Below are 15,123 nucleotides of genomic sequence, written 5' to 3' on the forward strand. Positions count from 1 at the left end.
CCGAACCGAAGACTCCTCGAACAACGCCTCCGGCCACAACAACGTCAACGTCAACTCAGGACCCTCGGGGAGGTCGTGGACCGCACCCAGGATCTCCAGTGCGTGCATGACAGGAAAGTCGCCGCCGAGGCTCAGGTCGGCCGGGCCGTCGCCGGCCGGGGACCAGGCCTCGGTCGCGGTCTCAGCCGCGGCGAATCGTCCGAGGTAGTTGAAGCCGATCTGGGCCGGGGGCAGCGCGGCGAACGCGGCAGCCGTCTCGGGGTTCAGATAACGCAGTACGCCGTAGCCCAGCCCGTCGCCCGGGACCGACCGCACCTGCTCCTTGACCCGCTTCAGCACCCGCCCGGCCGCCGGACCACCCTCCCGCACCTCCGACAGATCCACCGACCCGACATCCAGCCGAATCGGATGACTGCTCGTGAACCAGCCCACCGTCCGCGACAGATCGTCGGCATCACTCAACGGCACCCGGCCGTGGCCTTCAAGGTCCACCAAGATCGCACTGCCCGCACCAACGCTCTGACCGTCCCGCCACTCCGCGACAGCCGCCGTCAACCCGGCCAACAGCACATCGTCAATCCCCGCGTGGAACGCCGTCGGAACACTGGTGAGCAACTCCGACGTCACCTCGACGGGGACCCGGACCGAGAGGCGTCGGAGTGTCGACTCGACATCGCGCTCGGGGTTGACCGGCTCCGTAGTGAGAAGCGGGTCGGGGCCCTGGAGGAAGTCGACCCACTGGGCCGCCTCCGCCAGCCGGTCTTCACTTCCGGCCTGGGCGACAAGCTCACGCGCCCAGTGCCGGAACGACGTCGGCACCGGCTCCAGACCGGCCGCACGCCCCGCCGCCAGCTCACCGTACGCCTGCACCAGATCCGGCAGCAGAACCCGCCACGAGACCCCGTCCACCACCAGATGATCCACAACAATCAACAGCCGCCCAGGAACCTCCGCACCCAGGTCGAACCACACCACCCGCGCCATCACACCGGCCCACGGATCCAGCGTGTTGACGGCCTCCCGTGCCTTCTCGCCGATCAGACGGCTCAGTTCATCGCCTTCGAGACCGGTCGCGTCGACGCGGTGCACCCAGGAGTCGACGGGTACGGTGCCCGCCTCGGGCACGACGAGCCGGAGTTCCGAGCCGTTGCCCTCCAGCCTGGCGCGCAGTGCGTCGTGGTGGTCGACCAGGGCCTGGACCGCGTCGGTGAGGACCGTGAGGTCCAGGCCTGCCGGAGCGAGGATGAACGCGGGCTGGAAGACCTGTCCCAGCTTCTCCGCGTCCACCCGTGCGAGGAGGTCGTGCATGATCGGGGTGAGCGGTACTTCACCGGCCCCGGCGTCTCCCTGGACGGCCGTTCCGCCGACGGCGGTGACGGCGACCGTGGCCAGCCCTTCGGGGGTCTGGCGTTCGAAGACCTGGCGCGCGGTGATGACCAGCCCCGCCTTACGGGCACTCGACACCAACAGCATCGACATGATCGAGTCGCCGCCCAGCTCGAAGAACGAGCCGTCGGCACTGACCCGCTCAAGCCCCAGCGTCTCGGCGAACAGGGCGCAGAAGACCTCTTCCACCCGTGTCGCCGGAGCGCGCCCACCGGTCTCCCCGGCCGACTCCGGCACGGGCAGCGCGGCCCGGTCCAGCTTCCCGTTGACCGTCAGCGGCAGCGAATCGAGTACCACGAACGCCGCCGGAATCATGTACTCCGGCAGTCGGCCGCCAACGAACTCCCGCAGCGCCGCCAAGTCCACGGTCTCAGCGGCAACCACATACGCCACCAGGCGCTTGTCACCCGGCCGGTCCTCACGCACAATCACCGCGACCTGGGCCACGCTCTCGTGCGCCGCGAGGACCGACTCCACCTCACCCGGCTCGACACGGAAGCCACGGATCTTCACCTGCTCATCCGCACGACCCGCGAACCACAGCTGACCGTCCGCACTCCAGCGCGCCAGGTCACCCGAGCGATACATCCGCCCGCCGAACGGGCTCGCCACAAAACGCTCAGCCGTCAGATCCGCACGGCCCGCATAGCCGCGCGCCAGGCCCGCGCCCGCGACATACAGCTCGCCCGTCACACCGACCGGAACCGGCTGGAGGAAACCGTCCAGGACGAAGACCTGGGCGTTTCCGATCGGGCGGCCGATGGCCGGAGGCTGGTCCTCGGGCCGGATGCCTTCGTCGATCGGTCCCGATGTGGTGATGACGGTCGCCTCGGTCGGGCCGTACGAGTTCCACACCCGGGAACCGGCGATCCAGCGGCTCGCGAGATCGGCGTTCAGCCGCTCGGCGCCGAGGACCCAGTTCCACACGCCGGGCACGGCAGCCGGGTCGAGGACACCGAGGAGCGACGGCACCACGCTCGCGACCTCGACACCCGAGGCGCGGATCATGCGGGCGAGCGCCTCGGGCTCCCGGCGCTCCTCACTCGACGCGATGGCCAGCGTCCCGCCACCGGCCAGGGTCACGGCGACGTCCAGCACGGCCGCGTCGAAGCTGAAGGAGGCGAACTGAAGCGCCACCACCTCTTCGTCCATGCCCAGCACCGGGCGCATCACCTGCGCGAGGTTCGCGACCCCGCCGTGTGCGACCGCCACGCCCTTCGGGCGGCCCGTCGAACCGGAGGTGTAGATGATGTACGCCAGTTGCTGCGGGCTCACGCTCACATCGAGCGGCTCGGCGGAGATCGCATCCGTCTCGATCTGGTCCAGCAGCACCGCCCGCGCGTCCGCCACCGGCACATCGGCCAGCGTCTCCCCGGTGCCCAGGACCAGTACGGCACCGCTGTCCGCGATCATGTACGCGAGCCGGTCGGACGGATACTCCGGGTCAAGCGGTACATACGTCCCGCCCGCCTTCCACACCGCCAGCAGCGCCACCACCATGTCCACACCGCGCGGCAGGCACAGACCCACCACCCGCTCCCGACCCACACCCGCAGCAACCAAGTACCGGGCCAGACGATTCGACCGTACGTCCAGCTCCCCGTACGACAGCACATCCGCACCCGACCGAACCGCCGGCACATCGGGCGCGCTCGCGACGCGCGCGCCGAAGAAGTCCAGCACGAGGCCGGGGTCGACCTGCTGTGCGGTGTCGTTCCACTCGGACACCACCCGCGACCGCTCGACCTCGTCCAGCACCGATATCTCGCTCAGCCGGGCCCGCGGGTTGGCAGCGACCTGTTCGAGCACGCGTGCCAGCCGGCCCGCCAGGGCTTCGGCGGTGGAGGCGTCGAAGAGGTCGGTGGCGCAGAGGATCCCGCCGCCGATACCGGCCGGAGCGCCCTGGCTGTCGCGCTGCTCGACCAGGTCGAGGGAGAGATCGAAGCGGGCGGCCTCGGCGGCGAACGGCACCGGGTCGACGGCCAGGCCGGGCAGTTCCCAGCGGGGCGAGGCGGCGGTCTGAAGCGACATCATCACCTGGAACAGCGGGTTCCGGGAGAGTGATCGTGCCGGATTCACCGCGTCCACCAGGCGCTCGAAGGGCACGTCCTGGTGTGCGTACGCGGCGAGGTCGGTCTCCCTCACCCGGCGGAGCAGTTCGGTGAAGGTGGGGTCGCCGCCGAGGTCGGTGCGGAGGACGAGGGTGTTGACGAAGAAGCCCGCCAGGTCGTCCAGGGCCGCGTCGCCTCGGCCGGCGATCGGGGTGCCGATCGGGATGTCGTCCCCGGAGCCCATCCGGGAGAGCAGCACGGCGACGGCGGCGTGCATGACCATGAACATGGTGGCCCGGCCGCGCCCGGCGACCTCCAGCAGACCGGCGTGGGTACGGGGGCCGACGCGCAGCGGTACGGTGCCGCCCTGGAAGGTGGAGACGGGCGGACGCGGCCGGTCGCTCGGCAGCGCGAGTTCTTCGGGGGCTCCGGTGAGGGTCTCTCGCCAGTGGCTGATCTGGCTGGAGATCAGGCTGTCGGGGTCGTCCGGGTCGCCGAGGACTTCGCGCTGCCAGAGCGCGTAGTCGGCGTACTGGACGGGCAGAGGCTCCCAGCCGGGGGCCCGGCCGCCGCGCCGGGCGGCGTAGGCGGTGCTCAGATCGCGCGAGAGCGCGCCCATCGACCAGCCGTCGACGGCGATGTGGTGTGCGACGAGGAGCAGGACGTACTGCGAAGGGCCGGTCGCGAGCAGTCGTACGCGCCAGGGCGGCTCGGTGCTCAGATCGAAGCCCCGGACCAGTTCCGCCGCGAGGGTCTCGTCGAGTGCGGCTTCGGTGATCTCCTCGGTCTCCAGGCGGGGGCGGCCCGCCGGTCCTTCCAGGATGTGCTGGCGGGGGGTGCCGTCGGTCTCGGGGAAGACGGTCCGCAGGGTCTCGTGCCGGTCGGCCACATCGCCGAGGGCGGCCTCCAGCGCGGCGGTGTCCAGGTCGCCGGAGAGGCGCAGCGCCAGCGGCAGGTTGTATGTCGCGTCCGCGCCGGATTCGGTCTCCTCCAGCCGGTTGAGGAACCACATCCGCTGCTGGGCGAAGGACAGCGGCACCGCGTCGGGGCGCGGCCTCGGTGTCAGGGCGACGCGCACCTCTCCGCGGGCGCTGTCGATCGCGCGGGCGAGGGCGGCGACCGTGGGCGAGCCGAAGAGTTCGCGGATGCTGAGTTCGGTGTCGAGTACGGCGCGGGTGCGGGCGATGAGGCGCATGGCGAGGAGCGAGTCGCCGCCGAGGTCGAAGAACGAGGTCTCCGCGCCGACCCGGTCCAGGCCGAGGACCTCGGCGAAGAGCCCGCACAGCACCTCTTCCACGGGGGTGGCGGGTCCTCTGCCGCCTGTCTGGGCCGCGAAGTCGGGGGCGGGGAGGGCGGCGCGGTCGAGCTTGCCGTTCACGGTGACGGGGAGCGTGTCCAGGAAGAGCACCGCTGCCGGAACCATGTACTCCGGCAACCGGTCGCCGAGGTATTCACGCAGTTCGCCGCTTGTCACACCACTGGTCACACCGCCGCCCGTACCGGAGACGGCGGCGCTCACCACATAGGCGACCAGTTGCTTCTGGCCGAGCCGGTCCTCGCGGGCGACGACCGCGGCCTGGTTCACGCCCTGGTGTACGGCGAGGAGTGTCTCGATCTCGCCGGGTTCGACGCGGAAGCCGCGGATCTTCACCTGTTCGTCGGCCCGGCCCGCGAAGACGAGTTGGCCGTCGGCCGTCCATCGCGCCAGGTCGCCCGTGCGGTACAGCCGCTCCCCGGGCTCGAACGGGTCCGCGACGAACCGCTCGGCCGTCAGGTCCGCACGGCCGCCGTAGCCCCGCGCGAGACCGGCGCCGCCCACGTACAGCTCGCCGTGCACTCCGACCGGGACCGGCTGGAGGAATTCGTCCAGCACCAGGACGCGCGTATTGTCGCGGGGCCGTCCGATCGGCAGCGGCGCGGGAGTCTCCGCGTCCGCCGCGACCTCGAACGTCGTCGCGCACAGCGTCACCTCTGTCGGTCCGTACAGATGCCGTACGACCAGTCCGGGGCAGACTCCGCGAATCGACGCGACCGCGCCCGCCGGGACCACGTCCCCGCCGGTCAGCACCTCGGACAGGCCCGCCAGCACCCCGGGGGACTCCTCCGCCAGCACGCCCAGCAGACCGGCCGTGACATGCGCCGCCGTCACACCGTGCGCACCCACCAGATCAGCCAGCGCCGCACCGTCCACGCGGCCCGGCGGAGCCACCACCACACTGCCGCCGTGGACGAGCGGTACCCACAGCTCGTACGTCGACGCGTCGAAGGCGTGGGGGGCGTGAAACAGCACCCGTCCGCGCGCCGCCTCGCTCCAGCACTCGTCCGTCACCAGCGCGGCGACCGCCGAGTGCGAGACCAGCACGCCCTTCGGCACACCCGTCGAACCGGATGTGTACATCACGTACGCGACATCGGAGCCGCTCACCTTCACTGCCGATACCCCGTCAGGGCCCGTCAGCAGGGCCCCGGCCGTGACGATGTCCACCGGCGCGTCCGGCAGCTCCCGGTCCGTCACCGCCAGGGCGACGTCCTCCAGCACGGTATGGGCGCGGGCGGCGGGCCATGATCCGTCCACGGGGACGAATCCCGCGCCGGACTTCGACACGCCCAGGAGCACCGCCACCAGGTCCGCCGAACGCTCCATGACCACACCGACGAGGTCGCCACGGCCCACGCCCCGGGCCGCCAGCCCGCAGGCCACCCGGTCGGCGGCGGCGTTGAGCTCCGCGTACGACCACTCGCGCCCCTCGCCGACCAGCGCCACGGCGTCCGGGGAACGGCCTGCCTGAGCCTCGAACAGCTCCACCAGCGACGCGCCCGGGACCGGGCGCGATGTGTCGTTCCACTCGGACACCACACGGGTGAACTCGGCGTCGCCCAGCGCTTCGAGCCGGCCCAGCAGGGCCCCCGGGTCGGCCGCCATCTGCGCGAGGAGACGGAGGAGCCGGTCCAGGATGCCCTGTGCCTCGTCGGCCCCGAAGAGATCCGGCCGGTAGTTCAGACGCATGCCCAGGCCGCCGATGGACCCTGCGACCAGGCCCAGGGGATAGTTGATCGACTCCTGGAATCCGGCGCCCACGACACGCAGGCCGGGCGGGCCGGGGAGTTCGGCGACGCCTTCCGTCGAGTCCTCGCCGCTCAGCCCTGAGGGGAAGTTCTCGAAGGCCATGATCGTGTCGAAGGTGGCTCCCGCGCCCGCCACCCGCTGGACCTCGCTCAGGCTGAGGAACTGGTGGTCCAGCAGGGCGGTCTGCGCGCCCTGGAGTTCGGTGAGCAGCCCGGCGACGGTCTGCGCGGGATCGAGCCGTACGCGCACCGGCACGGTGTTGATGAACAGACCCAGCATGGTCTCCATGCCGGGCAGCTCGGCCGGCCGCCCCGCGACGCTCGCACCGAACACCACATCGCGACGGCCCGTGAGCTTGCTGATGAGCAGACCCCACGCCGCCTGCACCACCGTGTTCATGGTGACGCCGTGCTCACGGACCAGTTCCCGCAGGCTCTCGTCCAGCTCCGCACCGGCGTGGGCGGTGACCAGCTCGCCGTGGACGGGGGCCGCGTCCCGGTCCACGGGGGCGATGAGGGTGGGTTCGTCGGCTCCGGCCAGTGCCTCCCGCCATGCCTCGCGGGCCGCTTCCTTGTCCTGGCGGCCCAGCCATTCCAGATAGTCGCGGTACGGGGTGACGGCGGGCAGACCTGTGGTGCGGCCCCCGGCCTCGTACGCCGTCCACAGCTCGCGCATCAGCACCGGCAGCGACCAGCCGTCCAACACGATGTGATGGAGTGTCACCACCATGCGGTAGCGCTCGTCGGCAACCTTGACCAGCAGGATCCGCAGCAGCGGAGGCTTCGCCAGATCGAATCGCCGGGCCCGCTCCGCCACCCCGAGGCGGTCCACCCCGGCCAGCGCCTCGATCTCCGTGAGTGTCGACAAATCCTCTTCGCGCCAGGGGAGGACCACCTCGCGGGCGATCACCTGGACCGGCTGGTCCACCCCCGGCAGCTGGCGGAATCCCGCCCGCAGGCTGGCGTGCCGGGCCAGGAGACCCTGCCAGGCCGCCCGCAGCGCGACCGCGTCCAGCGGCCCTTCGATCCCCAGAACCATCTGCTCGACGTACACATCCGTGCCCTGCTCGTCGAACAGCGCGTGGAACAGCAGGCCCTCCTGCAACGGAGATACCGGCCAGACATCCTCGACTCGCATCTGAGTCATCAGAATCCCCCCTCGTTAGCGAGCTCGGTCTCAAGTTCGTCGATCTGGTTCTGGTCGAGCGTGATCAAAGAGAAGTCGGACGGAGTGTGGCCACCGCCGCCACCACCACCGCCGCCGGAGCCTCCGCCGGAGCCGGAGGTGTGGTCGGCGAGACCGGTCAGCATCGCCGCCCAGCCGTCCGCGAGCGCCTGCGCCGACGCCTCGCCGAACAGCGCATCGGGCCAGGCCAGGGTCAGGGTGAGTCTGGGCCCTTCGGCGAGATCGTGGACGACGCCGAGGGCCTCCAGGGCATGCGGTACGGGGTACTCCCCGGCCATGGGCCCGTCGGACTCGCTCTCATCGGCCGGCGACCAGTCCCGCACCGTGCCGTGGGCGGTCTCCCCGGCGGGGAATCGGCCCAGGTAGTTGAAGCCGATCTGGGCCGAGGGCAGCGCGGCGAGCACGGGCGCGGTCTCGGGGTTGAGCCTGCGGAGCATGCCGTGGCCGAGGCCGTCGTCGCCCGGGACCGCGCGCAGCTGCTCCTTGATGTGTTTGACCGCGTGGCCCGCCGCCGGGCCGCCCGCCCGCACTCCGCCGAAGTCGGTGGTGCCCAGCCGCAGCCGTACGGGATGGCTGCTGGTGAACCAGCCGACTGTCCGCGACAGATCGTCGCCGTCGGCCGTCGTGCTTCTGCCGTGGCCCTCCAGGTCCACCAGGATTCCGGCCGTCGGCTGCCCCTGTTTGCGCCGCCACTCGACGACGGCCGCCGTCAGTCCGGTCAGCAGCACATCGTCGATTCCGGCGTGGAACGCCGCCGGGACGCTGGTGAGCAGCTGTGTCGTCGTGCTGACCGGAACCCGTACCGACAGTCGGCGCAGGGTCGCCTCCCGGTCCCGGTCCGGGTCGACCGGCCCCGCTCCGAGCAGGGGGTCGGGGCCCTGGAGGAGCTCCACCCACCGGGGCAGCTCCGCGACCCGCTCCGCGCTGCCGGCCCGCGCCGTCAGCGCACGGGCCCAGTGCCGGAACGACGTCTGGGCGGTTTGCAGCTCCGGCTCCCGTCCGGCGGCCAGTGCCGTGTACGCCTCGGTCAGATCCGGCACCAGAAGCCGCCAGGACACCCCGTCCACGACCAGGTGGGCCACGGCGATGAGAAGCCGCCCCTGCCGGTCGGGCCCGGCGTCGAACCATACGAGCCGCGCCATCGCCCCGGCCTGCGGATCGAGCCCTTCCACGGCCGCCCGCGTCCACTCGTCGAGCAGTCGGCGGTGCTCGTCACCGGTCAGACCGGCCGCGTCCACCCGCCGCACCCAGGAGTCGACGGGTACGGTGCCCGCCTCGGGCACGATCAGCCTCCGTGCTGTGCCGCCTTCGTCCTCCAGCCGGGCCCTCAGGATGTCGTGATGGTCGACGAGCGCCTGTACGGCTCCGGTCAGCACCGCGAGGTCCAGCCCCGCCGGACTCACCAGCAGGACCGACTGGACCGCCTGCCCCGCCCGCTCGACCCCGACGCGGTCCAGGAGTTCGTGCATCACCGGCGTCAACGGGATCTCGCCCACTCCGCTGTCCCCACCGGCCGCCGTGGCTCCGGCGGTCTCGACGGCGACCGAGGCCAGCCCCTCGGGGGTCTGGCGTTCGAAGACCTGGCGCGCGGTGATGACGAGCCCCGCCTTACGGGCGCTCGACACCAGCAGCATCGACATGATCGAGTCGCCGCCCAGCTCGAAGAACGAGTCCCCGACTCCTGCCTCTTCCAGCCCCAGCACCTCGGCATAGAGCGCGCAAAGCGTCTCCTCCACGGAGGTCGCGGGCCGTCTGCCGCTCCGCACGGTGACCTCGGGGGCCGGGAGCGCGGCCTTGTCGAGTTTGCCGTTGACGGTCAGCGGGAGGGCGTCCAGGACGAGGATGTTCGCCGGGACCATGTACTCGGGCAGTCGGTCCCCCGCGAACCGCTTGAGCGCCTCGATGTCGAAGCTGTCGGCGGTCGTGGGTACGGCGTAGGCGACCAGGCGCTTGTCCCCCGGCCGGTCCTCGCGGACGATCACCGCGACCTGAGCCACGCTCTCGTGTGCGGCGAGGACCGACTCGACCTCGCCCGGTTCGACGCGGAAGCCTCGGATCTTCACCTGCTCGTCCGCACGCCCGGCGAACCACAGCTGACCGTCCGCGCTCCAACGGGCCAGGTCACCGGATCGGTACATCCGGCCGCCGAAGGGGCTCGCCACGAAGCGCTCCGCCGTCAGATCCGCGCGGCCCGCGTAGCCCCGGGCCAGGCCGTCACCCGATACGTACAGCTCGCCCGTCACACCGACCGGAACCGGCTGGAGGAAGTCGTCCAGGACATAGACCTGGGCGTTGCCGATCGGGCGGCCGATCGCCGGAGGCTGATCGTCGGGAGTCATCCCGGCGTCCAGCGGGACGGCGGTGGTGATGACGGTCGCCTCGGTCGGACCATAGGTGTTCCACACCTGCGAACCAGCGAGCCACCGACTCGCCAGATCGGCATTGAGCCGCTCGGCGCCGAGGACCCAGTTCTTCACGCCCGGCACGGCTGCCGGATCCAGCACCCCCAGCAGAGACGGCACCACACTCGCCACCTCGACACCGGAGGTCCGGATCATCGCCGCCAAAGCCTCCGGCTCACGGCGCTCCTCACCCGACGCGATCGCGAGCGTTCCGCCAGCAGCGAGAGTGACCGCGACGTCCAGCACAGCCGCGTCGAAGCTGAACGACGCGAACTGAAGCACCACCACCCCTTCACCCACACCGAGGGCGGTTCGCATCGCCAGCGCGAGGTTCGCCACCCCACCGTGCGCGACCGCCACCCCCTTCGGACGACCCGTCGAACCCGACGTGTAAATGACGTACGCGAGCTGCTCCGGGCTCACGCTCACGCCGAGCGGCTCGGAAGAGCCCGCTTCGATCTCGTCCAGGCGCACAACGGGCGCTTCGATCCCGGGAATCTCCGTCCCGGCAGTACCCAGGACGAGCACCGCGCCGCTGTCGGCGACCATGTACGCGAGACGCTCCGCAGGATGCTCCGGGTCGAGCGGCACATACGCCCCGCCCGCCTTCCACACCGCCAGCAGCGCCACCACCATGTCCACCCCGCGCGGCAGGCACAGACCCACCACCCGCTCCCGACCCACACCCGCATCAACCAAGTACCGGGCCAGACGATTCGACCGTACGTCCAACTCCCCGTACGACAGCACATCCGCACCCGACCGAACCGCCGGCACATCGGGCGCGCTCGCGACGCGCGCGCCGAAGAAGTCCAGCACGAGGCCGGGGTCGACCTGCTGTGCGGTGTCGTTCCACTCCGACACCACCCGCGACCGCTCAATCTCGTCCAGCACCGCGATCTCACTCAGCCGCACATCCGGATCAGCCGCCACCTGCTCCAGCACCCGACCCAAACGCCGCGCCAAACCCTCAACCGTCACCTGATCAAAGAGGTCCGTCGCATACAGAATCCCGCCACCGATACCCGCAGGACCACCATCCGCATCCCGCTCCTCGGCCAGGGTCACGGACAGATCGAACCTGGCAGCCAGCTCCGATGCGGGCGGCAGGGGCGCGACCTCAAGGCCGGGGAGTTCCCAGCGCGCCTCCGGGACGTTCTGGAGCGCCAGCATCACCTGGAACAGCGGGTTCCGGGAGAGCGAACGAACCGGACTCAGCACATCCACCAGCCGCTCGAACGGCACATCCTGATGCGCGTAGGCGGTGAGGTCGGTTTCCCGTACGCGGGCCAGCAGTTCAGTGAAGGTGGGGTCGCCGCCGACATCGGATCGCAGGACGAGGGTGTTGACGAAGAAGCCTGCCATGCCGTCGAGCGCCGCGTCGCCTCGGCCCGCGATGGCTGTGCCGATCGGGATGTCCTCGCCCGCACCCATCCGCGACAGCAGAATCGCCATGGCCGCGTGCACGACCATGAACATGGTGGCCCGGCCGCGCCCGGCGACCTCCACCAGACCGGCGTGCGCCTCGGCGTCGACGCGCACCGGGACCGAGCGTCCCCGGAAGGTGGAGACGGCCGGCCGCGTTCGGTCCGCGGGCAGCGTCAGCTCTTCCGGCGCCCCGGTCAGGGCGTCCCGCCAGTAGTCCAGTTGTACGCTGACGAGACTGTCCGGGTCGTCCAGTTCGCCCAGCTCGCGCCGCTGCCAGAGCGCGTAGTCGGCGTACTGCACCGGCAGCGGCTCCCAGCCGGGGGCCAGGCCCTCGCGGCGGGCGGTGTAGGCGGTGCTCAGATCGCGCGCCAGGACGCCCATCGACCAGCCGTCGACCGCGATGTGATGCGCCACGATCAGCAGGACGTACTCCGAAGGCCCGGTCGCCAGCAGCCAGGTCCGCCAGGGCAGATCGGCGCTCAGATCGAAGCCTCGGCCCGAATGTACGGCGAGAGTCCCGGCGAGTCCGGCCTCGGTGGTCTCCTCGGTCTCCAGCCGGGGGCGGCCCGCCGGCCCTTCCAGAATGTGCTGGCGGGGTGTGCCGCCGGTCTCGGGGAAGACGGTCCGCAGGCTCTCGTGCCGGTCGGCCACATCGCCGAGAGCCGCCTCCAGCGCCGCCACATCCAGCTCACCCCACAGACGCAGCGCCAGCGGCAGATTGTAGGCGGCGTCGGCACCCGAGTCGGTCTCCTCCAGCCGGTTGAGGAACCACATCCGCTGCTGGGCGAACGACAGCGGCAGTACATCCGGTCGCGCCTGGGGGGCCAGCGGCACCCGGGCGCCGTCGTGGTCGCCGTCGATCAGCCGGGCCACTTCGGCGACCGTCGGGGTGATGAACAGATCCTTGATCCGGACATCGGTCTCAAGGACGGCACGGACCCGGGCGATCAGGCGCATCGCGAGGAGCGAGTCACCGCCGAGGTCGAAGAACGACACCTCCGCGCCGACCCGGTCCAGGCCGAGCACCTCGGCGAACAGCCCGCACAGAACCTCCTCCACCGGGGTCGCCGGACCACGGCCGGTGGGCAGGTCGGCGAAGTCGGGGGCGGGGAGGGCGGCACGGTCGAGCTTGCCGTTCACCGTGATCGGAAGCGTGTCCAGGAAGAGCACCGCCGCCGGAACCATGTACTCCGGCAGCCGGTCGCCGATGTACTCGCGCAGCGCGTCCGCCGTACCCGGGGCGGTTTCAGGGGCCGTGCCGAGGGCCGTGTCGGGCTCCTGACCAGGGTCCGTATAGGCCGCCGGTACGACATACGCGACGAGGCGCTTCTCCCCCGGCCGGTCCTCGCGGGCGATGACCGCGGCCTGGCTGACGCTCTCGTGCGCGGCGAGGAGTGTCTCGATCTCGCCGGGCTCGACGCGGAAGCCCCGGATCTTCACCTGCTCGTCGGCACGCCCCGCGAAGACCAAATCGCCGTCGGCCGTCCATCGCGCCAGGTCGCCCGTGCGGTACAGCCGCTCCCCGGGCTCGAACGGGTCCGCGACGAACCGCTCGGCCGTCAGCCCGGCACGGCCGCCGTAACCCCGCGCCAGACCGGCACCACCCACGTACAGCTCACCGTGCACACCCACCGGGACCGGTCGCAGAAACCCGTCCAGCACCAGGACGCGCGTATTGTCGCGGGGCCGTCCGATCGGCAGCACCGCCGGAGCCTCCGCACCCGCCGCCACCTCGAACGTCGTCGCGCACAGCGTCGCCTCCGTCGGGCCGTACAGATGCCGCACCACGAGGCCCGGGCACACCTCCCGCAGCGCTGTCACCGTGCCCGCCGGAACCACGTCCCCGCCGGTCAGCACCTCGGACAGGCCCGCCAGCACCCCGGGGGACTCCTCCGCCAGCACGCCCAGCAGACCGGCGGTGACATGCACCGCCGTCAGCGCGTGCTCATCGACCAGGCCGGCCAGCACACCGGCGTCCACCCGTCCGGGCGGTGCCACCACCAGCCGACCGCCGTGGACGAGCGGTACCCACAGCTCGTACGTGGACGCGTCGAAGGCGTGGGGGGCGTGCATCAGTACTCGCCCGCGCGCCGCCTCGCTCCAGCACTCGTCCGTGACAAGCGCGGCGACCGCCGAATGCGGGACTTCCACGCCCTTCGGCACGCCCGTCGAACCAGATGTGTACATCACATAGGCCACATCGGCACCGCTCACCTTCACGGCCGGTACCCCGTCAGGGCCCGTCAGCAGGGTTTCGGCCGGGGCGACCTCCACCGGGGCTTCGGGTACGTCCCGGTCCGCCACGACGAGCGCGACATCGCCCAGCACCACCCGGGCCCGCGCCTCCGGCCAGGACGCGTCCACCGGCACATAGCCGGCGCCGGCTTTCGACACGCCCAGGAGCACCGCCACCAGGTCCGCCGAGCGCTCCATGACCACACCGACGAGGTCGCCACGGCCCACGCCCCGGGCCGCCAGCCCACAGGCCACGCGGTCGGCGGCGGCGTTCAGCTCCGCGTACGACCACTCGCGCCCCTCGCCGACCAGCGCCACGGCGTCCGGGGAACGGCCTGCCTGAGCCTCGAACAGCTCCACGAACGAGGCCGCCGACACCGCACGGTCCGTGGCGTTCCACTCCGACACGACCCGCCTGTACTCGGCCTCGTCCAGCACCTCGATCCGGCTCAGCGGGGAGTCCGGGGCGGTGGCCATCTGCTCCAGCAGCCGGAGGAGGCGGTCAAGCACGTCCTGGGCCTCATCGGCCCCGAAAGCATCCGGCCGGTAGTTCAGGCGCAGGCCCAGGCCGTCGACCGACCCCGCCACCAGCCCCAGCGGATAGTTGATCGACTCCCGGATCTCGTAGTCGACCACCCGCAGATCCGACGGCCCCGGATGGCGGCCCCGCACCCCCGACGGGAAGTTCTCGAAGGCCATGATCGTGTCGAAGGTGGCTCCCGCGCCCGCCACCCGCTGGACCTCGCTCAGGCTGAGGAACTGGTGGTCCAGCAGGGCGGTCTGCGCGCCCTGGAGTTCGGTGAGCAGCCCGGCGACGGTCTGCGCGGGATCGAGCCGTACGCGCACCGGCACGGTGTTGATGAACAGACCCAGCATGGTCTCCATGCCGGGCAGCTCGGCCGGCCGCCCCGCGACGCTCGCACCGAACACCACATCGCGACGGCCCGTGAGCTTGCTGATGAGCAGGCCCCACGCCGCCTGCACCACCGTGTTCATCGTGACGCCGTGATCACGGACCAGCTCGGCGAGGGCGTCGTTCAGACCGGTGTCGACGGCGGCGAATCGCTGATGGGATTCCGCCGGGGCGTCGTCCCGGTCGGCGGAGGGTGCGATGAGCGTCGGTTCGTCCGTGCCGGCCAGCGCTTCCCGCCAGACCTCTCGCGCGGCGTCCTTGTCCTGGCGGGCGAGCCATTCCAGATAGCCGCGGTACGGGGTGACAGCGGGCAGACCGGTCGTGCTGCCCCCGGCCTCGTACGCGGTCCACAGCTCCTGCATCAGAATCGGCAGCGACCAGCCGTCGAGGACGATGTGGTGCAGCGTGATCATCATCCGATGCTGGTCGGGACCGGTCCTGACCAGCAGGATCCGC

Annotated in this window: 2 protein-coding genes; both read right to left on the bottom strand. The window is 71.3% G+C overall.

Features of this window, described 5'->3' with window-relative positions; genetic code table 11:
• On the bottom strand, positions 1-7,650 hold a 7,650-nt coding region (locus IE247_RS33610), incomplete at its 3' end, for a non-ribosomal peptide synthetase (RefSeq protein WP_190127169.1).
• Positions 7,650-15,119, bottom strand: a complete 7,470-nt coding sequence (locus IE247_RS33615; RefSeq protein WP_308433277.1) for a non-ribosomal peptide synthetase — start codon at positions 15,117-15,119, stop codon at positions 7,650-7,652. The genes IE247_RS33615 and IE247_RS33610, both read right to left, overlap by 1 nt.
• Positions 15,120-15,123: the final 4 nt, after the last annotated feature.

The sequence above is a fragment of the Streptomyces inusitatus genome (assembly GCF_014651115.1).
GTDB classification, from domain to species: domain Bacteria; phylum Actinomycetota; class Actinomycetes; order Streptomycetales; family Streptomycetaceae; genus Streptomyces; species Streptomyces amakusaensis.